16 protein-coding genes, 1 tRNA gene and 1 pseudogene are annotated in these 20,295 nt (G+C 72.6%); 12 read left to right on the top strand and 6 right to left on the bottom strand.

Annotation, left to right across the window (positions count from 1 at the left end; translation table 11 throughout):
• Positions 1-22 precede the first annotated feature (22 nt).
• Positions 23-1,252: a phosphoglycerate dehydrogenase gene (serA, locus tag LPA41_RS24080; RefSeq protein WP_229073028.1), complete on the bottom strand. Its 1,230-nt coding sequence runs from the start codon at positions 1,250-1,252 to the stop codon at positions 23-25.
• A gap of 323 nt (positions 1,253-1,575) precedes the next feature.
• Between serA and LPA41_RS24075 the strand changes: the two genes are divergently transcribed.
• Positions 1,576-2,445, top strand: coding sequence for a DMT family transporter (locus LPA41_RS24075; RefSeq protein WP_229073027.1), 870 nt, complete (start codon positions 1,576-1,578; stop codon positions 2,443-2,445).
• Here the strand turns inward: LPA41_RS24075 and LPA41_RS24070 are convergent.
• The 3 genes from LPA41_RS24070 to LPA41_RS24060 all read right to left on the bottom strand — a co-directional run bounded on the left by LPA41_RS24070 (position 2,414) and on the right by LPA41_RS24060 (position 4,745).
• Positions 2,414-3,304 carry a stomatin gene (locus LPA41_RS24070; RefSeq protein ID WP_229073026.1) on the bottom strand — a complete coding sequence of 297 codons (891 nt, stop codon included), beginning with the start codon at positions 3,302-3,304 and terminating at the stop codon, positions 2,414-2,416. The two genes, LPA41_RS24075 and LPA41_RS24070, sit on opposite strands and share 32 nt — an antisense overlap.
• A gap of 269 nt (positions 3,305-3,573) precedes the next feature.
• A tRNA-Arg gene (locus LPA41_RS24065) sits at positions 3,574-3,649 on the bottom strand.
• 13 nt (positions 3,650-3,662) lie between these two features.
• Positions 3,663-4,745: an alpha/beta hydrolase gene (locus LPA41_RS24060; RefSeq protein WP_229073025.1), complete on the bottom strand. Its 1,083-nt coding sequence runs from the start codon at positions 4,743-4,745 to the stop codon at positions 3,663-3,665.
• Between the two features lie 177 nt (positions 4,746-4,922).
• On the opposite strand from LPA41_RS24060, the gene LPA41_RS24055 reads away from it, so the two are divergent.
• The 9 genes from LPA41_RS24055 to LPA41_RS24015 all read left to right on the top strand — a co-directional run bounded on the left by LPA41_RS24055 (position 4,923) and on the right by LPA41_RS24015 (position 14,815).
• Positions 4,923-5,612 carry a single-stranded DNA-binding protein gene (locus LPA41_RS24055; RefSeq protein ID WP_229073024.1) on the top strand — a complete coding sequence of 230 codons (690 nt, stop codon included), beginning with the start codon at positions 4,923-4,925 and terminating at the stop codon, positions 5,610-5,612.
• Between the two features lie 260 nt (positions 5,613-5,872).
• A complete protein-coding gene (locus LPA41_RS24050) occupies positions 5,873-6,340 on the top strand; it encodes a hypothetical protein (RefSeq protein ID WP_229073023.1) in 468 nt (155 codons plus the stop codon).
• On the top strand, positions 6,337-7,323 hold the full coding sequence (locus tag LPA41_RS24045; RefSeq protein WP_308036606.1) for a cobalamin biosynthesis protein: 987 nt from the start codon (positions 6,337-6,339) through the stop codon (positions 7,321-7,323). Before LPA41_RS24050 ends, LPA41_RS24045 begins: the two co-directional genes overlap by 4 nt.
• On the top strand, positions 7,320-8,852 hold the full coding sequence (locus LPA41_RS24040; RefSeq protein WP_229073021.1) for a cobyric acid synthase: 1,533 nt from the start codon (positions 7,320-7,322) through the stop codon (positions 8,850-8,852). Before LPA41_RS24045 ends, LPA41_RS24040 begins: the two co-directional genes overlap by 4 nt.
• 93 nt (positions 8,853-8,945) lie before the next feature.
• The gene (locus LPA41_RS24035) at positions 8,946-10,028 is read left to right on the top strand and encodes a M48 family metallopeptidase (RefSeq protein ID WP_229073020.1); all 1,083 of its coding nucleotides are present in this window, start codon (positions 8,946-8,948) and stop codon (positions 10,026-10,028) included.
• Positions 10,029-10,079: 51 nt separating this feature from the next.
• A complete protein-coding gene (locus LPA41_RS24030; protein ID WP_229073019.1) occupies positions 10,080-11,435 on the top strand; it encodes a dipeptidase in 1,356 nt (451 codons plus the stop codon).
• A gap of 14 nt (positions 11,436-11,449) precedes the next feature.
• The gene (locus tag LPA41_RS24025; protein ID WP_229073018.1) at positions 11,450-12,928 is read left to right on the top strand and encodes an FAD-dependent monooxygenase; all 1,479 of its coding nucleotides are present in this window, start codon (positions 11,450-11,452) and stop codon (positions 12,926-12,928) included.
• 156 nt (positions 12,929-13,084) lie between these two features.
• Positions 13,085-13,282 carry a hypothetical protein gene (locus LPA41_RS24020; protein WP_229073154.1) on the top strand — a complete coding sequence of 66 codons (198 nt, stop codon included), beginning with the start codon at positions 13,085-13,087 and terminating at the stop codon, positions 13,280-13,282.
• Between the two features lie 9 nt (positions 13,283-13,291).
• Positions 13,292-14,815 carry an ATP-dependent DNA ligase gene (locus LPA41_RS24015; protein ID WP_229073017.1) on the top strand — a complete coding sequence of 508 codons (1,524 nt, stop codon included), beginning with the start codon at positions 13,292-13,294 and terminating at the stop codon, positions 14,813-14,815.
• A gap of 60 nt (positions 14,816-14,875) precedes the next feature.
• Here the strand turns inward: LPA41_RS24015 and LPA41_RS24010 are convergent, their stop codons facing one another.
• Both LPA41_RS24010 and LPA41_RS24005 read right to left on the bottom strand, forming a co-directional pair.
• Entirely contained in the window at positions 14,876-15,220 is a 345-nt protein-coding gene (locus tag LPA41_RS24010; RefSeq protein WP_229073016.1) for a hypothetical protein, read from the bottom strand.
• A gap of 445 nt (positions 15,221-15,665) precedes the next feature.
• Positions 15,666-16,406: pseudogene (locus LPA41_RS24005) on the bottom strand (SURF1 family protein); the annotation flags it as partial.
• Between the two features lie 133 nt (positions 16,407-16,539).
• Between LPA41_RS24005 and LPA41_RS24000 the strand changes: the two are divergent.
• Positions 16,540-19,320, top strand: a complete 2,781-nt coding sequence (locus LPA41_RS24000) for a cobyrinate a,c-diamide synthase (protein ID WP_229073014.1) — start codon at positions 16,540-16,542, stop codon at positions 19,318-19,320.
• A gap of 163 nt (positions 19,321-19,483) precedes the next feature.
• Positions 19,484-20,092, top strand: a complete 609-nt coding sequence (locus LPA41_RS23995) for a TIGR03086 family metal-binding protein (RefSeq protein ID WP_229073013.1) — start codon at positions 19,484-19,486, stop codon at positions 20,090-20,092.
• Positions 20,093-20,295: the final 203 nt, after the last annotated feature.

The following is a 20,295-nucleotide window of genomic DNA, read 5'->3' as shown; positions in this document are numbered from 1 at the left end:
GGGCGGCGCTGTTCGTGCCGGATCAGGACAGCACGCGCAGGCGAACCGTCTGCTCCATGGCCCGGAGCTGGTCGAGCACGTCGTCGCTGTAACCCGCCGCGATGTCAGTGATCAGGTAGCCGTACTCGCCGCGGGTGCTGAGCAGCTGGCCCTCGACGTTGACGTTGTGCTCCGCCATGATCCGGTTGACCTGGGCGAGTACGCCCGGCGTGTTGATGTGGACGTGCACGATGCGGTGCAGCCCGGGGGACTCCGGCAGGGCCACACCCGGCAGGTTGACGCTGAGCGTGGTGTTGCCCTCGGTCACGAACTTCGCCAGCTTGTTCGCCACGAAGCCACCGATGTCGGACTGCGCCTCCTCGGTGGAACCGCCGATGTGCGGGGTGAGGATCACGTTCGGCAGGCCGCGCAGCTCGGAGACGAACTCGTCGCCGCGGCCCTTCGGCTCCTTCGGGAACACGTCGACGGCGGCGCCGGCCAGGTGGCCGCTCTTCAGCGCGTCCCGCAGCGCCAGGTGATCGACCACTATGCCGCGGGACAGGTTCAGGAAGAGGCTGCCGGGCCGCATCCGGGCGAACTGCTCGGCGCCGAAGAAGCCGGCGTTGCCGGGGCGGCCGTCCACGTGCATGGTGACGATGTCGCTGGTCTCCAGCAGCTCGTCCAGGCTGGCGCAGCGGTGGGCGTTGCTCAGGGCCAGCTTGTCGGCGGTGTCGTAGAACGAGACCGCCATGCCCAGGTTCTCGGCGAGCACGGACAGCTGGGTGCCGATGTTGCCGTACCCGATGATGCCGAGCCGCCGGCCGCGGATCTCGTGCGCGCCGTCCGCGGACTTGTCCCACACGCCGCTGTGCATCAGCGTGTTCTTCTCGGTGAGCCGGCGGGTCAGCGCGATGATCTCGGCGATCGCGAGCTCGACGACCGAGCGGGTGTTGGAGAACGGCGCGTTGAAGACTGCGACGCCGGCCGCGGACGCGTTGTTCAGGTCGATCTGATCGGTACCGATGCAGAACGCGCCGATCGCCACCAGGTTGTCGGCGGCCTCCAGCACCTTCGCGGTGACCTGGGTCTTGGAGCGGATGCCGAGCAGCTGCACGCCGCGGATGCGTTCGATCAGCTCCGCCTCGTCGAGAGCGTTACGGAGGGACTCGACCTGGAAGCCGTCCTCCTCGAGCCGGGAAACCGCGTCGGGATGGATGCTCTCCAATAGAAGGACTCGCACCTTGGCCTGGTCGATCATCATCTTCCGTTCCATGTTTCGGTGGGCTGCCCGGGCCGCCACGCCGAAGCCCAGTTCACGGGCGTCAAGCCTAGTCCCCCGGTACGGCGGACCCGGATCGGTGTGTTCGTGGTCCCATCTGCCGGTCAATGCGGTAACTGTTACGGCCCCGCAGCGGATGTGGTTCAGTCGCGTTTCCGTGCCGGTGATCGTGGCAAACAACCCGGGCCGGGCGAAACGTATTTCCCGGACCGAGTGGATCGAGCCCGTACGGGGTAATCCGTCACCCGGCGGTGGGCTCGCACTCGCTATCGTCGATGAAGCCGGGTACGGCTGCGGTGATCGCGAGGTGGGGGGCGATGGGGTCGCTGGGATGGGCCGTGGGTCTTTCCCTGCTGTCGGCCGCCAGTTACGCGGTCGCGGCGGTCGCACAGGAACGCCTCGCCGAGCGCGGCCACCGCGGCGTCTCCCGCTGGGCCGTCGCGCTGCTGCTCACCGGCGCCGGAGTCGGGCTGCACGTGATCGCGCTGAACTTCGGCACGGTCGCCGTCGTGCAGGCCCTCGGCACCCTGACCCTGCTCTTCGCACTGCCGATCGAGGTGATCCGCTACCGGCGGCCGATCAGCCGGGGCAGCTGGGTGAGCGCCGGACTGACCGTTCTCGGACTCGCCCTGATCCTGTCGCTCTCCGTGGAAGCCTCCGGGCCGGCCCTGCTCGGCTCCGGCGCCGCCCGGGCCCTCGCCCTGATCACGGCCGGGGTGGTGCTGGTCTGCGCACTCGGCGCGTGGCGGTCCGGGCCACGGGTACGCGCCATGCTGCTCGCCGGGGCGTCCGGCACGGCGTTCGGGATCGCCTCCGTGCTCACCAAGTCGGTGCTCGCCTCGTTCACCACGGGTGGCCTCGGCGCCGTGTCCCGGCCGGCCGCGGGGATGGTTGTGGCGTTCGCGGTGAGCGGGTACGTGCTCGGTCAGCTGTCGTACCGGGGTGCCGGGCTGGCCACGCCGCTCGCCACGGTGAGCGTGACCAACCCGCTCGTCGCGGCCGTCGCGGGAGTGGTGCTGTTCGACGAGCGGGTGCGGTTCGGGGTGGCGGGGCTGGTCCTGGCCGGGGTGGCCGCGATCGTCATGGCCTGGGGCGTGGTGGGGCTGGCCCGGCGCACCGAGGCCCCGTCCGAGCCCGGTGCGCGCGAGCCGGCCGCTACTTCTCGGTCTGACCGACCGGGCGGGTGAGCGAGACACCGCTGCCCATGCACAGGCCCGGCTCCTTGCCCAGCTTCTCCGCGATCTGCAGACAACGGGCCACCTGGTCCACACTCGCATCGGTACGGGTGATCTCGGCACGGGTCTTCGCGTTCGCCCGGTCGATCTCCAGGTTGCGGGCCTCGAGAATCTTCTGACCGTAGGCGGCGATCGCCTGCGTCGTCGGGTCGTCGTAACGCGGCGACTCGAACGCCACCGACTTCACCACGATCTCGTCACCCAGGGCCGACGTGAGCGCCCCGATCAGCGGCTCCTTGTAGGTCTTGTTCAGATCCGGCGCCGGTGCGTCCCCGCTCGTCACATCCACCGCCCCGAGCGGGTCGAACGACGCGAAAATGGAGGTCAGCGACCCGTTGATCTGCGGGTTCACCCGGCGCTCCACGAACACCTCGAACCGCGACTTGCCACCCACCTCCCGGTAGGCGGCCCAGTTCTCCGGGGCCTTCTCCGCCTTCGCCGACCACTCGATCTGCACCGGGATGCAGGCCCGCCGCTGCGCCGCGATGGTCACCCACACACATTCCTCACCGAGGTGCGCGTACGTCTGCCCGGACGCATCCCACTCGTCGATGTCCTCCCACGGCGCCGTCCACTGCAATCCGGCGCCGGTGGTCCGGCCGGTCGGCTTGTTCCAGGCCGTCACGATGCCCACGTTCCGGGTGGGCACGACGGTGATGCAGGAGGCGACGAGAAAACCGACGGCCGCGAGGGAGGCGCCGGCGAAGGTGAGCCAGGCGGTGCGGCGGGTCTTGGGGATCGTCCGGCCCGAGACGGCGACGAGGAGGGCAACGACAGCGACTACGGCGAGGATGATGCCGAGAACGAACAACGAGATCAGAACTCCTGGTGGTGGGGTGTCTGATCACCACGGTAAGCCAGGAGATCAACAAGTGGTGCCCCCACGCACCCGAACCGTCCGGGCGGGGCGGTGCGGGCGGCGGTGTTGATCTGCTAGCACTACGAAATCGCTGTGATCAAGGGGTCAAAACCGCGATTTCGCATCGCGAGCAGATCAACATCCCCGGCCGCTGGCGATGAGGCCCGATGGAGCGGAACCCTGCAACCACCAGGGATTGCAAGGTCGAAGCCGCTTCTTGATGGCGCGCCCGGCAGGATTCGAACCTGCGACCGACGGATTAGAAGTCCGTTGCTCTATCCGCTGAGCTACGAGCGCTGGCCTGCACATACTAGGCGGTCGTGCCGGATCTGTCGTCCGCCTCGTCGGTGGCGGCGTGCTCGGTTGCTGCTTCGGCGGCCTCGAGCTGCATCGACACGCCGGCGTGGTCCTCCGGGGCGGGTGGGATCTCGACGTCGGGGGTGCCGGGGGCGGGGAGGAAGGCGTCGGTCCAGCGGGCCAGTTCGCGGAACACCTCGGCCCGTACCCCCTTGCCGGAGAGGGTGAGGTCGTGCATGCCGCCGTCGAAGCGGGCGATGGTGACGCGGGGGCCGAGCGCGGGGGACCAGCGGGTGATGTGGTCGACGTCGAGGACGGCGTCGGAGACGTGGACGTCGTCGTGCCATTCGCGGCCGCGGAAGGTGCGGTTCGAGCAGGCGACCAGCACTGGGACGTCGATGGACAGGCCGGCGCGCAGGCGGCGCTGGCCGCGGCGGATGGCGTCGAGCCAGCCCATCCGGACCGGGAAACCGAGGATCGGTTTCCAGCTCAGGTCGTAACTCCATTCGCCGTGGTGGTCGCTGTGCAGGCTCTGGCCGTACAGGCCGAGGGAGGCGACGGGCATCTTGCGGTACGGGGACCGGCCGTTCACCGCCAGGATCAGGGACATCAGTGGCCGCCGCACCACCCAGGGCAGGTTGAAGTCGAAGAACGGGCTGTTCAGGAAAAGCCCGTCGACCAGGCCCTGGCCGCTGCGCGCGTGCGCCCACAGCGACGTGATCAGGCCGCCGGTGGAGTGGCCGGTGACCAGCAGCTGGTCGTGGCCGTCGACGTCGCGGATGATCCGGGCCGCCTCGTCGAGTTCCGGGAAGTACTCGGTGAGGCTGCGGGTGAAGTTGGGTGTCTGGTGCGCGAGCAGGCTGCGGCCGTACTTGCGCAGGTCCAAAGCGTAGAAATCCCAGCCGCGTTCGGTGAAGAAGTCGGCCAGATGGGTCTGGAAGAAGTAGTCCACGAAGCCGTGCACGTGCAGCACGGCCCGCCGTGAAGGCGTCTCGGCCCGCCGCCGGACCAGCGTCGCGACGACCGGGCCCTCGTCGTCGGTGCCCAGGTCGATGGTGTGCCGCTCGTACGGCCATCCCAGAACATCGGTCTCCACGCAGCCAGGCTACCCATGAGTAGCCGCCGATGCGCCATAACAGATCGGCCTCCACACCGGCGCGTTGTCCACAGTCCAGCGGTTGTCCACAGGCCCGGCCCGAACTTCCGCCGCCGCGGTGCCGCGGCGGACAGGCTGGCCGCCGACCGATGCGAACGACGTCCTGAGGAGGAATTCGTGTTCGACACCAACATCGTTGTCGTCGGCAACGTGCTCACCGCCCCGGAGTGGCGGCTCACCAACAACTCCCAGCAACTCGTGGCGAACTTCCGGGTCGCCTCGACGGCCCGCCGCTACGACCGGGAGAGCGGCCGCTGGATCGACGGCGACAGCCTGCGGGTCCGCGTCACCGCCTGGCGCCGGCTCGCCGAAGGGGTCACGTCGTCGATCCTGGTCGGCGACCCGGTGATCGTCTACGGCCGGATCTACACGCGTGAGTGGGTCGACGAGGACAAGAGGACCCGCGTCTCGTACGAGCTGGAGGCGTTCGCGATCGGCCACGACCTGAACCGTGGCCGGAGCCGGTTCCAGCGCAACAAGCCGGTGCCCGCACTCAGCGCCGTCGAGGACCCGGAGGCCGACGCGCTGATCCGCGGCGAGTCCACGACCGAGCTGGACGAGACCGAGGCGCCGGTGCGGTACGGCGACGGCGTGCCCGAGCCGGAGCCCGGTGAGCCGGAGCCCGGGTTCCTCGAAGTGGTCGCCGGGCTCACCGACGGTCCGGTCGGCGCCGGCCGTCCCGGCGGGACCGGGGAGCCGGAACCCGGAGAGGAGGAGAACACCGGCACGGCGGAGACGGCTCCGTCGCCGCTGGCCGCCGCACGGCGTACCCGTCGGGGCGCCAAGCGGGAGCCGGTCGCGGCCTGAGGCATTCCCGGATAGCCGCCGCCCGGAGGCATTCTCCCGGTGCACTCCGGCGCGGCGGCGCCCGGCGGCCTGGCCCGGTAGGGGTCACCGGCCAGGCCGCCGGTTGCCGGACATCCCGGTTGCCGGACATCCCGGGTCCGGACATCGATGCTCGCTGCCTGCCGGAACAGGCCTCGTTAACCGATCGTGCCGTTCTCTCCGCCCGGCTGTCGGAGCGGCCCGATTGGGTGCCGGGCACCCCGACGCGGCAAACTGGACCCGTGCTTCTGAAGGACATCCGCGCCATCGTGAGCGAAACCGTGGTGCTCGCGCCGGAAGACCCGGCGGCCGAGCGGGTCAACACCAACTGGTTCGGTGCACCACCGCACGAGCGCATGGGCCTGTCCGCGGACGAGGTCGTGACCACGTTCGAGGAGACCGCGGCCGTGCTGCGCGAGCAGGTGGCCGCTGCCGGGCACCGGGGCGCCGCGACGTTCTACGTCTGGCACGACGCCGTGGCCGGGCAGCTGCGCTGCTCGGTCGGCACGTGCAAACCGAGCGACCTCCCGTTCGACGACCACTATCAGGTGACCGACGACCTGCGTTCGATCGTCGTCGAGTTCCTCCAGGACCGGGCGCCCGGCTCGATCGTCTGGGGTGAGCTCGAACCGGTTCCGTTCCCGGAGGAGCCCGACGAGCCGTCCGGGCTGGCCGTGTGGGCGGTCGACCTGACGCCGTTCGGCCGGTGACCGCCGCCGACGCGGCCGGGCTGATCGCCGGCTACCTGCTCGACGCCGCCGTCGGTGACCCACGGCGGTTCCACCCGGTCGCCGGGTTCGGGACGGCCGCGGCCGCCCTGGAACGGCGCATCTATCGGCCCACCCGCGGGGCGGGTGCGGCGTTCACCGCGATCGCGGTCGGGGTGCCGGTGCTTGCCGGGTACGCGGCCGCACGGGTCACGCGGGGTCGTCCGGCGGCCCGGTTCGCGGTCACCGCCGCCGCCACGTGGACGGTGCTCGGAGCCCGTACGCTCCGCAAGGAAAGCCGGACCATGGCGCGCCACCTCGCGGCAGGCGACGTGCCCGCCGCTCGCGGCAGGTTGAACCACCTCTGCGGGCGCGACCCGGCCGCGCTCGACGAGCCCGAACTGGCCCGGGCCACCGTCGAATCGGTCGCGGAGAACACGTCCGACGCCGTGGTGGCGCCCCTGTTCTGGGGTGCGCTGCTCGGCCCGGCCGGTCTGCTCGGCTACCGGGCCGCCAACACGCTCGACGCGATGGTGGGGCACCGGTCGACGCGGTACGCGCGGTTCGGCACCGCCTCGGCACGGCTCGACGACGCGCTCAACCTGGCGCCGGCGCGGCTGACCGGGCTGCTCACGGTCGCGGTCGCGCCGATCGCGGGCGGGTCGCCGACGGAGACGCTGCGGGTGTGGCGGCGCGACCGGAACGATCATCCGTCGCCGAACGCGGGGCAGTGCGAGTCGGCGATGGCCGGTGCGCTGGGTGTGCGGCTGGGTGGGCGCAACGTCTACTTCGGGCGCAGTGAGGTCCGGCCGTTCCTGGGGGACGGGCCCCGGCCGGGTGCTGTGCATCTGCGGCGGGCGGCCCGGGTTTCGGGGGCGGTGGGTGCGGTCGCGGTCGTGCTGGCGGCAGCCGCGGCGGGCGTGCGGGGCTCGATCAAGGTTGGTGGCGGCGGGGGCGGGGCGGGCCCGCAAGGGCCCATCAGATGACCGGCCTGTTGGTCGCCGGCACCACCTCGGACGCCGGCAAGAGCATCCTCACCGCCGGCATCTGCCGCTGGCTGCACCGCAACAACGTCCGCGTCGCCCCGTTCAAGGCGCAGAACATGTCGAACAACTCGGTCGTCGTCCTGGGTCGCGACGGCCGGGCCGGTGAGATCGGCCGGGCGCAGGCCATGCAGGCGGCGGCCTGTGGCGTCGCGCCGGATCTGCGCTTCAACCCGGTTCTGTTGAAGCCGGGCAGCGACCGGTCCAGCCAGGTGATCCTGCTGGGCGAGGCGGTGGACACGGCGACGGCGCGCAACTACCGGTCGTTGAAGCCGCGGCTGGCGGAGACCGCCTACGCCGCGCTGGCCGAGTTGCGTGCGGAGTACGACGCGGTGATCTGTGAGGGCGCCGGCAGCCCCACCGAGATCAATCTGCGGGACGGCGATTTCGTCAACATGGGTCTGGCCCGCCGGTTCGGCCTGCCGGCGGTGGTGGTGGGTGACATCGACCGGGGTGGTGTCTTCGCGGCGTTCTTCGGCACGCTGGCGCTGCTGTCCCGGGAGGATCAGCAGCTCGTGGCCGGTTTTGTGATCAACAAGTTCCGCGGTGACCTGGGTCTGCTGCGGCCCGGGCTGGACATGATCACCGAGGCGACGGGCCGTCCGGTGCACGGTGTGCTGCCGTTCCATCCGGACATCTGGCTGGATGCGGAGGACTCCCTCGCGTACGGCCGGGTCCTGGGTCGTCCGGGCCCGCCGCGCGGCACGGAGTGGCTGCGTGTCGCGGTGGTCCGCCTGCCGCGGATCTCGAACGCCACCGATGCCGAGGCCCTTGCCGCCGAGCCTGGCGTGCACGTGCGGCTGACCGCCGAACCGGCCGAGGTGGCCGATGCCGATCTGGTGGTGCTGCCCGGTTCGAAGTCGACAGTGACCGATTTGGCCTGGCTGCGCGAGACCGGCCTGGCCGACGCGGTGCGCGCGCATGCCGCCGCCGGCAAGCCGCTGCTCGGCGTCTGCGGCGGCTTCCAGATGCTGGGGCGCAGCATCCACGACGAGGTGGAGAGCGGCCGCGGCACGGTGCCCGGCCTGGGACTTCTCCCCACCGAGGTGACTTTCGCGGCGCGCAAGACGCTGGCGCGTCCGTCCGGGTCGGGCCTGGGCGCGCCGGTGCGGGGCTACGAGATCCATCATGGGTACGTGTCCGCGGGCGCGCCGGAGCCGCTGCTGAGGTACGCGGACGGCCGTCCGGAAGGTGCCGTGGCCGAAAACGTTCATGGCACGCACTGGCATGGCGCGTTCGAGTCCGACGAGTTCCGCCGGCGGTTCCTGGACCGGGCTGCCCGGCAGGCCGGCCGGACGGGTTTCCGGGTCGCGCCGGACACCCGATACGCGGCGATCCGGGAGCGTGCCCTGGACGTGCTCGGTGATCTGGTCGCCGAGCATCTGGACACCGATGCCCTGTGGCGGCTGATCGAGAAGGGCGCGCCGGTGGGGCTGCCGTTCGTGCCGCCGGGAGCCCCCGTAGGGGGTTGACCCTGACGACACGGTTGCGCTCCGGGCGTACTTTGGCAGGGCCGGACGCAGCCATGACCGCCGCGCGAAGCGGTGGGGATCGGGGTGACATCGATGACGACGACCGACGATGCGAATCAGCCGGTGCGCCGGCGGGTGACCCTGACGGGCATCAGTTCGCGGGCCTGGGAGCATCCGGCCGACCGCGGCGCGCTGTCCGCGTTGCGCGAGCTGCGCGGGTTCGACGACGTGGTGAAGACCTTCTTCGGGATGTGGAACGAGCGGGGCTTCCGACTCTCCTTCCTGGCCGGGTCGATCCGCGTCGACCACCGGCAGTACCCGCGGGTCTACCAGCGCTTCACCGAGGCGGCCGCCACGCTCGACGTGCCCGACCTGCCCGAGCTCTACGTCTCGCAGAACCCGATCATCAACGGTCAGGCGATCGGCCTGGACAAGCCGTTCATCGTGATCACCACCGGCGCGGTGGAGAAACTCGACGACGACGAGCTGCGCGCCCTGCTCGGGCACGAGCTGGGTCACGTGCGCAGCGGCCACGCCGTCTACAAGACGATCATGTCGATCCTGACCAGCTGGGCGGCGAACCTGAGCTGGCTGCCGGTGGGTGCGATCGCCCTGCGGGCGATCATCGCGGCGATGCTGGAGTGGTGGCGCAAGGCGGAGCTCTCCGCCGACCGGGCCGGCCTGCTCGCCGGTCAGGATCCGGCGGCCTCGCTGCGGCTGCTGATGAAACTGGCCGGCGGCGGCGACCTCTCACAGATCGACACGGCCGCGTTCCTCGAGCAGGCCGCGGAGTACGAGGGCGGCGGTGACCTGCGCGACAGCCTCCACAAGCTCGGCATGACGGCGTGGAGCACCCACCCGTTCCCGGTCGCCCGGGCCGCCGACCTGCGCAGGTGGATCGATTCGGGGGAGTATGCGGCGATCCTCGGCGGCGACTATCCGCGGCGCGACTCGGACGGCGACGCCTCGGTCTCCGAGGACGTGAAGGCCGCGGCCAAGGCCTACCGGCAGGACTTCTCGGAGTCACAGGATCCGCTGGTCGGCCTGATCCGCCGGGTGGGTGGTGGCGCGACGGACATGGCGGGCGCGGCCGCCGGCCGGGCGATGAACTGGGCGAGCGACGCGGCCCGCCGCGGGCGGGGCACCAACGGCGGCGAGGGCACACCGGAGCCGTGAGCCGGGCAGCCCGGCCCCTGCCCGGCAGGCGGCGGGCCTACCATCGGCGGCATGAGCCTGAGTGATTCCGATCTGCGCGCCGCGATCCGGCGCGAGTTGCCCGGTGTCCGCGCCGACCTGGAAAGGTTGGTGCGGATCCCGGGCATCGCTTTCGAAGGTTTCGACCACTCGCACGTGGAGCGTTCCGCCGAGGCGGTCGCCGAGCTGTTGCGCGGGTGCGGGCTCGACACCGAGATCGTCCGCCACGGCGGACAGCCGGCCGTGATCGGCCGCAAGGCGGCCCCGGCGGGCGCGCCCACCGTCCTGCTGTACGCACATCACGACGTGCAGCCGGCCGGCGACCCCGCGCTCTGGACGAGCGACCCGTTCGAGCCGGTGGAGCGGGACGGCCGCCTCTACGCCCGGGGCGCCGCCGACGACAAGGCCGGCGTGATGGCACACGTGGCGGCGCTGCGCGCGTTCGGCGACCAGCTGCCGGTCGGCGTGGTGGTCTTCGTCGAGGGCGAGGAGGAGTACGGTTCCGACTCCCTCGACACGATCATCCACGAGCACCTGGAGGAGCTGCGCTCCGACGTGATCGTGATCGCCGACTCCGGTAACTGGGACATCGGGCAGCCCGCGCTGACCACCTCGCTGCGCGGCCTGGTCAACCTGTTCGCCGAGGTCCGGGTGCTGAAGAGTGCCGTGCACAGCGGCATGTTCGGCGGCCCGGTGCCGGACGCGCTGATCACCCTGTCCCGCCTGCTGTCCACGCTGCACGACGCGTCCGGCGAGGTCGCGGTCGAGGGCCTGGTGGGCCGGGAGGGCGCGAGCGTCGACTACCCGGCGGAGCGGTTCCGGCACGAGGCCGGGATGCTCGACGGCGTCGAGCTGATCGGCAAGGGCACGATCACCGACCGGATCTGGACCAAGCCGTCGATCTCGGTGCTCGGCATCGACGCGCCGCGGACGCTGGAGGCGGCGAACGCTCTCCAGCCGTCCGCACGGGCCAAGATCAGCGTGCGGCTGGCACCGGGGGAGGACCCGGCGTCCGCTTTCGCCGCTGTCTCCGCGCATCTGCAGAAGAATGTGCCCTGGGGCGCGCAGTTGACGATCGAGCTGGAGAGCGACGGCTCGCCGTGCGTCATCGACGCGACCGGACCGGTCTACGACGCTGCCCGGGCGGCCTTCCGCGACGCCTGGGACGGCACCGAACCGGTCGACATGGGTGTCGGCGGCTCCATCCCGTTCATCGCCACGTTCCAGGAGCTCTTCCCGGACGCGGCGATCCTGGTGACCGGCGTCGAAGACCCGTACTCGGCGGCGCACGGCCCGAACGAGAGCCTGCACCTGGGTGAGTTCGAGCGGGTCTGCGTGGCCGAGGCCTTGCTGCTCAAGAACGTCGCGGAGACCTTGTCCACGAAGTAGATCGGGGTTGGCCGATGGCCGAGTTGTCGTGCGAGGTCCTTGTGGTGGGCGCCGGGCCGACCGGCCTGATGCTCGCCAACTGGCTGACCCGCCTCGGGGTGCGCGTGATCGTCACGGACACCAAGGACGGGCCGACCCGGGAGTCCCGGGCGCTCGTCGTGCAGGCGCGCAGCCTGGAGATCTACGACCAGCTCGGCATCGGCGACCAGGTGCTCGACGCGGCCCGGCGGGCCGAGGCGTTCGCGCCGGGCTACGGCCCGCGCGCGTTCGGCCGGATCCCGCTGGGACCGCTCGGCGCCCTGATCACGCCGTACCCGTACATCGAGGTCCTCGAACAGAGCCGCAACGAGGAGATCCTCTACGACAACCTGCGCAAACTCGGCCGGGAGGTGCACTGGGAGACGCCTGTCACGGCGGTCGTGCAGACCGAGGACGGCATCGAGGCGAAAGTCGGCAACGACACCGTGCGGGCCCGGTTCTGCGTCGGCTGCGACGGATCGAACTCCCTGGTCCGCCGGGCCCGCCGGATCCCGTTCGAAGGGGTCACCAACCCGTACCGGTTCTTCGTGCTGGACGCGGCCGGCACCCGCGGCCTGGTCGGGGGCGCGATAAACGTACGACCGGACGGCTCCGACTTCCTTGTCGCGTTCCCGATGCGCGGCGACGGCAACTGGCGTCTGATCGGCGCGGTCCGGGACACCGGCGGCGACGGCCGGCTCGAGGAGGACGACGCCCGCGAGCGGATCGGCCGGACCTTCGGCGTCACCTACGACGTGTCGCGCTGGTTCGCCACCTACCGGGTGCACCACCGGGTCGCGGCCGCGTTCCGGGACGGGCCGTTCTTCCTGGCCGGTGACGCCGCGCACGTGCACTCGCCGGTCGGCGGGCAGGGCATGAACACCGGTCTGCAGGACGCGCACAACCTTGCCTTCAAACTGGCCGACGTGCTGCGCGGGGTGCGCCGGGACGGCTGGCTGGACCGGTACGAGGCCGAACGGCGCCCGGTCGCCCGCAAGCTCGTGTCGACCACGGACCGGCTGTTCGGCCTGATCACGTCGGCTCGCCTCCCGGCCCGTACCCTGCGCCGCCTCGTCGTCCCCCTGATCGCGCCGATCGGTGTCCGCCTGCTGCCGCGCTCGGCGGCCGGGTCGCGGCTGTTCCAGTACGTCTCGCAGACGCGCATCCACTACCGGCTCGGATCGGACGTGCCCGGGCGGTCGCGGCGCCGGGACCCGGTGGTGGGGCGGCGGCTGCCGTGGACCGGCGGCAACCACGAGGTGCTGCGCGCGGCTGAGTGGCAGATCCACGGGTACGGGGGTGTGGCTGCCGAGGCCGTACCCGACCTGGGCCTTGCGGTCCATCTGTTCCCCGCCGCCCCGGGCACCGCGCTGCGTCCCGGCCTGCTCTACCTGGTGCGGCCGGACGGGTTCGTGGCGGCGCGGGCGGAGCCGGCCGAGGCGGAGCCGAGGTTCCGCTACGCGCTGTCCGGATGACGACATCGGTGGATCTCCGGGGGTAGCGCGGACGATCAATCCTGTTAGGATTCGAACATGCGTTCGATAATCGCGCCTGTGCCGACCAGCCGCGTCGTCCGGGCCCTGCCCGCCGGCCCGCGGGACACGCTCGACCGGCTACGGACCCGCGATCGCATAGAGTCGATCGCCCGCCTGCGTGCCGCCGCCCACGCCCTCGGAGACGTCGACGTCTCCGGGTGGGACGACGCCACGCTCACCGACCACCTCGAAGACCTCTCCCGGGTGCTCTGCGCCCTCGATGCCGAGCTGAGCCGGGTCGCCGACTCGGTGCGGGCCCGCGGCTTCCGGGTGAGCGAGCCGAAAGCGGCCTGAACTGCCAGGATGGGTCACGTGCGATTCCTCGACATCGCTGCCACCTCGGCGGCCGTCACCTCGACCTCCGGCCGGAAAGCCAAGATCGAGCTGCTGGCCGACGCGTTGCGCCGCCTCGAGCCAGGCGAGATCACGGCGGGCGCGGCCTTCCTCGCCGGCGAGCTGCGCCAGCGGCAGACCGGTGTGGGGTATGCGGCCCTCCGCGACCTGCCACCGGCGGCGGCCGAGCCCACCCTGACCGTCGCCGCGGTCGACGCCGCGATCGCCGAGATCTCGACGGTCGCCGGCGCCGGCTCCCAGGCCCGCCGGCGCGACCGGCTCGGCGCGCTCTTCGGCGCCGCCACCGCCGACGAGCAGCGCCTGCTCGTCGGCCTCTTCGGCGGCGAGCTGCGCCAAGGCGCGCAGGCCGGGCTGCTGGCCGAGGCGGTCGCCGCAGCCGCCCAGGTGCCGGCCACCGCGGTGCGCCGCGCCCTGCTGCTCTGCGGCGACCTCAAACAGGTCGCGTCGGCGGCCCTGACCGGCGGTGCCGCCGCCCTCGCCGAGATCCACCTGCGGGTCGGCACCCCGCTGAGCCCGATGCTGGCCAGCAGCGCGCCCGACGTCGCCGCCGCCCTGCTCGCCACCGGCACACCGGCCGTCGTCGACACCAAGCTGGACGGCATCCGCATCCAGGTGCACCGATCCGGCGACGATGTTTCCATCTACACCCGCAGCCTCGACGACATCACCGCCCGGCTGCCCGGCGTCGTCGCGGCCGTCCGTGCGCTGCCCCTGCGCGAGGCCGTCCTCGACGGCGAGGCCATGGCCCTGGGCCCCGACGGGCGGCCGCGGCCGTTCCAGGAGATCTCCAGCCGGGCCGCCACCCGCACCACGGCGGCCGGGGACGTCGCCCTGGTGCCCTACTTCTTCGACCTGCTGCACCTCGACGGCACCGACCTGCTCGACGAACCCGGCCGGGTGCGCTGGGCGGCCCTCGCCGACACACTCCCCGGTGAACTGCTGGTCGGCCGGGCGACCGCCGGGACCGAGGAGGAAGCCGCGGCCGCCTTCGCCGCCGCGCTCGCCGCCGGCCAGGAAGGCGTCGTGGTCAAGGCGCCCGACGCGCCGTACGACGTGGGCCGTCGCGGCGCGGCCTGGGTGAAAGTGAAACCCCGGCACACCCTCGACCTGGTCGTCCTCGCCGCCGAGTGGGGCCACGGCCGCCGCCGCGGCTGGCTGTCCAACCTGCACCTCGGCGCACGCGACCCGGCCACCGGCGGGTTCGTGATGCTCGGCAAGACGTTCAAAGGGCTCACCGACGAACTGCTGCGCTGGCAGACCGAACGATTCCAGGAGCTGGCCGTCGCGGACGACGGCTGGGCGGTGCGGGTCCGGCCGGAACAGGTCGTCGAGATCGCGTTCGACGGGGTCCAGACGTCGCCGCGTTACCCGGGCGGGGTGGCGTTGCGGTTCGCCCGCGTGCTGCGTTACCGCGACGACAAGACGGCCGCCGAGGCGGACACCATCGATGCGGTGCGCGCCCTCAAGCCCTAGCCGCGTTTCCGGTTCCGGCCGCGGTTCCGGCTTCGGCCGCGTTGCCGCGACGGGCGCGCGCTAAAGGGCGGCCAGGCTGCGGACGTAGTTGACCTGCTGATTGATGGCTACGGCGTCACCCTCGGAACTCAGCTGGATGCGGGCCACGTACTGCCGGGTGCCGCTGACGACGGTGACGTGCACCGTGCCCTGCGGAACGGTCTCCTTGTAGAGCAGCAGGAACAGGCTGAGACCGGCGGTCAGGCAGATGCCGGCGAAGGCGACGAGCTTCGCCCAGCCGGGGGTACGCCGCTGGCCGTACCAGTGGTCGGTGACCTGCCACTGCGAGCCGGCCAGCGGGAAGTCGCCGACCGGGGTGCGTACCAGGCTGGACGTGACCTCGATCTCCGCGATCTGGACGATCACCGGCCCGGTGGCGGGCGGACCGGCGGGTGCCGGACCGGGTGCGGGTGCCGGACCCGGTCCGGTGGGTGCCGGGCCGGGTGCTTGACCTGGGTAGGGCGCTGGACCCGGGCCGGGCGCAGCTGCCGGGTCCGGGCGTAACGGCCCCGGAGAGCCCCACGGGTCACCCGGCGGGAAAGTCATGCCCGCGAGATTAATCGCCCTCGCCCGGCGCCGCGAGACGACGGTCCGCGCCCGCACCCGCCGCGGCCGCACGTTCCTCCGCGCGGCGCTGGTCAGCGGCCTCGACACGGTCGAGTGGCTCCGGCTTCTGCGCGCGGCGCTGATCGGCTTGCTGCGCGCGGCGCTGGTCAGCGGCCTCGACGCGGTCGCGGGGCCTCTCGGGGCGCCGGTCGAGCGTCGCCTCGGCCGGCACGCCCGGCGCCGGCCCGTCGGTGTTCAGGCCGTGGGCCTCGCGGCGTGCCTGCCAGCCGAAGAGGACGAAGACCATGCCCGCGAAGATCCACCACTGGACCGCGTAGCCGCCGTTCTGCCAGGCGTCCTCGTGCGAGATCGGCACCGGGACGAACGCCGGATCGGCGGCCGGGCTCTGCTCGGTGAGCAACACGTAGGCCCCGTAGACCGGGAACGGCAACTCCGTGGCCAGGCGCGGGATGCTGATCCGGCGGGTGTCCAGGCGGCCGTCCCGCTGCTCCACGGCGCCAGGTCGGCTTTCCGACAGGTGAATCTGCCCGACGACAGTCACCCGCCCGGCCGGCGCGGCCGGGACCTCCGGTGACGCGAGTGCCCCGCCCGGACCGGCCGGCACCCAGCCGCGATCCACCAGGACCGCGGTGCCGTCGTCCAGGATCAGCGGGGTGACGATCTCGAAGCCCACCTCGGCCTCGACCGTCCGGCCCCGGGCCTGAATCTCGTGGGCCGGGTCGTATCGACCGGTGAGGGTCACCTTTGTCCAGGCCAGCGACTCCCCAGGAGCAGCGCCCGGCGTCCCGGCGGCAGTCGGTGCGGTGAGCACCGAGGTGAGCGGGACCGCCTGCGCCGAGTTCGCCGAGTCGATCCGTTCATTGATCCCGGTGCGCTCGTGATAGCGCCGCAGCTGCCAGTTGCCGAGCATCACCATGACCACCGCAGCGACGACGGTCAGCGCGGCGGCGGCCAGCCAGCGGGGCGTCAGCAGGAACCGGTACACCCCCCGAGGCTACCTGGCGAGGCGGTACGGCCCGCCGCAGCCGGGTAGTCTGCGACATCCGGCAGTTGTTACCACGCGACCGCCGTTTGCGGAATCCTCGGGGGAGACATTGATCACCCAGCCTCGTCTGGTCGTGAGCGCACCGTCGTCGGGCCACGGCAAGACAGCGATCGCCGTCGGGCTGCTCGCGGCGCTGACGGCACGCGGCATCCCGGCGGCGGGTTTCAAGGTCGGCCCGGACCACACCGACGCGGCGTACCTGGGTCTGGCCGCCGGCCGCCCCGGCCGCAACCTCGACCCGCGCCTGGTCGGCGCGCAGCGCGTCGCCCCGCTCTTCGCGCACGGCGCGGCCGGTTCGCAGCTGGCCGTCGTCGAAGGCGCGATGGGCCTGTTCGACAGCCTCACCGGCCAGCCCGAGGTGGACGGCACGGCTGCGGTCGCGGCCGCGCTGCGTGCCCCGGTCGTGCTGGTGGTCGACGTGGCCGCGATGGGTCACTCGCTCGCCGCGCTGGTCCACGGGTTCCGCATGTTCGACGAGATGGTGCACCTCAACGGCGTCATTCTGAACCGGGTGGCCTCGGCCCGGCACGAGCAGATGCTGCGCAGCGCCATGGACGACATCGGCATGCCGGTGCTGGGCGCGCTGCACCGCGGCGAACTGCCCAACGTGCTGCCGGCCCGCACGCACGGCCTGGTGCCGGTGGCACACCGCACGGTCGAGGCCGGCCGGGCGATCCGCCGGCTGGGCGAGGCGGTCGCGTCGATGCTCGACATGGACCGGCTGATGGCGCTCGCCGCGTCCGCGCCCCCGCTGCCGGGCCCGATCTGGACGCCGTCCGAAGCCGCCGGCGGTGAGGCCGGCGACCAGCGGCCGATCATCGCGCTGGCGGGTGGGCAGGGCGCTCCGTACACGTATGTGGAGACCGCCGAGCTGCTCGCCGCGGCCGGCGCCGACGTCGCGGTGATCGACCCGCTGCGCGACGAGACGCTCCCGCCGGGCACGCGCGGCCTGGTGGTGGGTGCGGGTCTGCCCGAGGGGTACGCGGAAGAGCTCTCCGCCAACCACCGGCTCAGTGCGGCCGTCGCGCAGTTCGCCCGGGACGGCTGGCCCGTCGTCGCGGAGGGCATCGCCTTCCCCTGGCTGACCCGGGAGCTGGACGGCCGGCCGATGTGCGGCGTCCTGGATGCCACCGCGACGACCGGCGAGCAGACCGTCGCCGGGTACCGCGAGGCCACCGCGCCCAGCACGTCCGTGCTGGCGCCCGCCGGCGCCCGGATCACTGGCTACAAGCAGCACCGTGCGATCGTCGCGCCGCGCGCCGGCGCCACCCCGGCGTGGACCTGGTCCGGCGGCAACCCGGAGGGCTTCGTCTGGCGCCAGGTGCACGCCTCCCAGCTGGGCCTGCACTGGGCGGCCGCCCCCGAGATCGCCAAACGGCTGGTCGCGGCGGCATTGGCCGGGCCGAGCCAGGCCGCGGGTGCGCAACCCGGCCCGGCGCAGGCCATGCCCCCGGCGAACCACGCCCCGGCACCGCACCAGGCGCCGAACCACCAGCCGGCATCTCAGCCGCCGCCCAACCACCAGCCGGCGAACATGCCGCCGGGGGGCGTGCCCTCCGGGCCGGCTCAGCCCCACCCGGCGAGCCCGATGCCGCCCATGCCCCCGATGCCGCCAGTGCCGATGCCCCCGGTGCCGATGCCGCCGATGCCACCCGTGCCGATGCCACCGGTTCCGATGCCCGCGAGGTCCGGCCCGGCCAGGCAGTCCGGCGCCGGCTCGGCGTCGCAGCCGAGCGCGAACCCGGTGATGCAGCCCAGCGCCAACCCCGTCGTCCAGCCCAGTGCCAACCCGGCCATCCAGCCGGGTTCAGGCCCGGCGGTCCAGCCCGGTTCGGGTCCGGCCGTGCAGCCCGGTCCGGGCGCGGCGGTCCACCCCGGATCCCGTCCGGCGGTGCACCCGGGATCGGGTCCGGCCGTGCAGCAGGAGCCCGGTCCGGCGGTGCAGCCCGGTTCCGGTCCGGCGGGGCATGCGGCTTCCAGCCAGGCCGTGCGGCAAGGCTCCGGCCCGGCCATGCCGGGTTCCGGCTCGGCCACGCCGTATGGTCCGGGCGGCCACGGCGCTCCGCGACGCTCCGGGCCCCCCGGTGGCATGCCGCCGGGGGAGTGGCACAGCGGCCCGCACCGGCAGGAACAGGAGAACTGGGAAGCGCCCGGCGAGTGGTCGAACGGCCCCGGCGGCCGGTCGGACGGGCCGAATATCCCGGGCGAGTGGTTGGACGGTCCCGCCGCACGCGGTGAGTGGTCGGAGGGCGCAGCTCCACAGGGCGCGTGGTCGGATGGCCCAGCCGTGCATGCGGAATGGCACCACGCCTCCGGCGCGCAGGCCAACCGGCAGAACGGACCGGAGGCCGCAGGCGAGCGGCAGCACAGGCCGGACGCTCAGGGTGACCGGCAGTACAGCCCGGGCAGTGTGGGCGAGTGGCAGCACGGCCCGCAGGGTGACCGGCAGAACGGCCCGGCCGCGCAGGGCGAGTGGCAGCACGGGCCCAGCGCGCAGGGTGACCAGCAGCACGGGTCCGGCGCACCGGGTGACCGGCAGGGCAGTGTGGGTGAGTGGCAGCACGGCCCCGGAGCTGCCGGCGAGTGGCAGCACACCCAGGGGGAGTGGGTACCTGACGGAAGGCCGCCCGGCGGCGCGGCGATGCCGTCGAACGGCCCGATGCCGCCGAGGCCGCCCGCTCAGGCGATGCTGCCGTCCGGACCTGCCGGCTCGTCCGGACCTGCCGGCCCGCAGGGGCCCAACCCCGGTGGGCCGCCGGCGAACCAGGGGCCGCTCCGGCCGGCGAACCAGGGTCCCGGACATCCCGCCGGTCAGGAGAGCCGCCCCACCGCGGACATCACGCTCCACAACTGAGCCTGAGCCGGCCCCGATCCGGCGGCCTGATGGGAGGCTTCGCACGTGGGTGACCAGCCCCGGGAGCCGGAAACCGCCCTGCGTGCGAAAGGTGATCGTCGTCCCCGGAAGTTGTCGTACCTCACTCGTACCGTGAGGCATACGACAAGCGAAGGAGGGCGTCGTGGCCGATCGTGTGCCGCTGGATTTCGATCCACAGGTTCGTCAGATCAGGGCTCTGCTGCTCGGGGTCGACGAGGGTGATCTGTCCGGGCCTACGCCCTGCACCGGCTGGCCGGTCGCGGCTCTCCTGGATCATTTGATGGGTCTGTCCTACGCGTTCGCCCAGGGTGCCCGCAAGCGAGCCGACAACCCGGCGACGGAGCCGTCCGCCGAGCATCTGTCGCGGCACTGGCGCAGCCGGCTTCCGGTGGTGCTGGAGGAGCTGGCCACCGCGTGGCGTGACCCGTCCGCCTGGTCGGGCACGGCGACCGTGGGCGGGGTGACCCTGCCCGCCGCCGACATGGGCATGTTCGCGATGACCGAGCTGGTCGTGCACGGGTGGGATCTGGCTCGCGCGACCGGTCAGGACTACGCGGCCGACCCGCGTGCCCTGGAAATCCTGATCGACTTCCTCTCGCAGTCGCCGCCGGAGGGCACGCCGGGCCTGTTCGGGCCGGTGGTGCCGGTCGACGCGGCAGAGGATCCGCTGCTGCAGGCGGTGGGCCTGGCCGGCCACGACCCCGCTTGGCGACCACCCCGGCGCCGGACCCAGCTGCGCCGCGCAGGCTGATCCCCGACCGGCCGAAGCGAAAAGCGGCCCTGGCGGAGTGCGGTTGAGGCCCGGCTGAGAGCGGTTGAGGCCCGGCGGAGTGCGGTTGAGGCCCGGCGGAGAGCGGTAGAGGCCCGGCCGGAAAGCGGGCCGGCCGCCGCGCGGGTGCGCGGCGGCCGGTGGGTTGGCAATGCGGTGCGGCAATGCGGTGCGGCAGGGCGGGG

The organism is Actinoplanes sp. DH11 (assembly GCF_020873875.1).
GTDB lineage: Bacteria > Actinomycetota > Actinomycetes > Mycobacteriales > Micromonosporaceae > Actinoplanes.
This window is presented reverse-complemented; position numbering and strand designations above follow the sequence as displayed.

Bases quoted from the DNA above. Each gene is read 5' to 3' on its own strand.
- LPA41_RS24035 (WP_229073020.1), top strand. From the start codon at position 8,946: ATGACGACGACCGACGATGCGAATCAGCCGGTGCGCCGGCGGGTGACC.
- LPA41_RS24015 (WP_229073017.1), top strand. From the start codon at position 13,292: ATGGGTCACGTGCGATTCCTCGACATCGCTGCCACCTCGGCGGCCGTC.
- serA (WP_229073028.1), bottom strand. From the start codon at position 1,252: ATGGAACGGAAGATGATGATCGACCAGGCCAAGGTGCGAGTCCTTCTA.
- LPA41_RS24030 (WP_229073019.1), top strand. From the start codon at position 10,080: ATGAGCCTGAGTGATTCCGATCTGCGCGCCGCGATCCGGCGCGAGTTG.
- LPA41_RS24075 (WP_229073027.1), top strand. From the start codon at position 1,576: ATGGGGTCGCTGGGATGGGCCGTGGGTCTTTCCCTGCTGTCGGCCGCC.
- LPA41_RS24025 (WP_229073018.1), top strand. From the start codon at position 11,450: ATGGCCGAGTTGTCGTGCGAGGTCCTTGTGGTGGGCGCCGGGCCGACC.
- LPA41_RS24040 (WP_229073021.1), top strand. From the start codon at position 7,320: ATGACCGGCCTGTTGGTCGCCGGCACCACCTCGGACGCCGGCAAGAGC.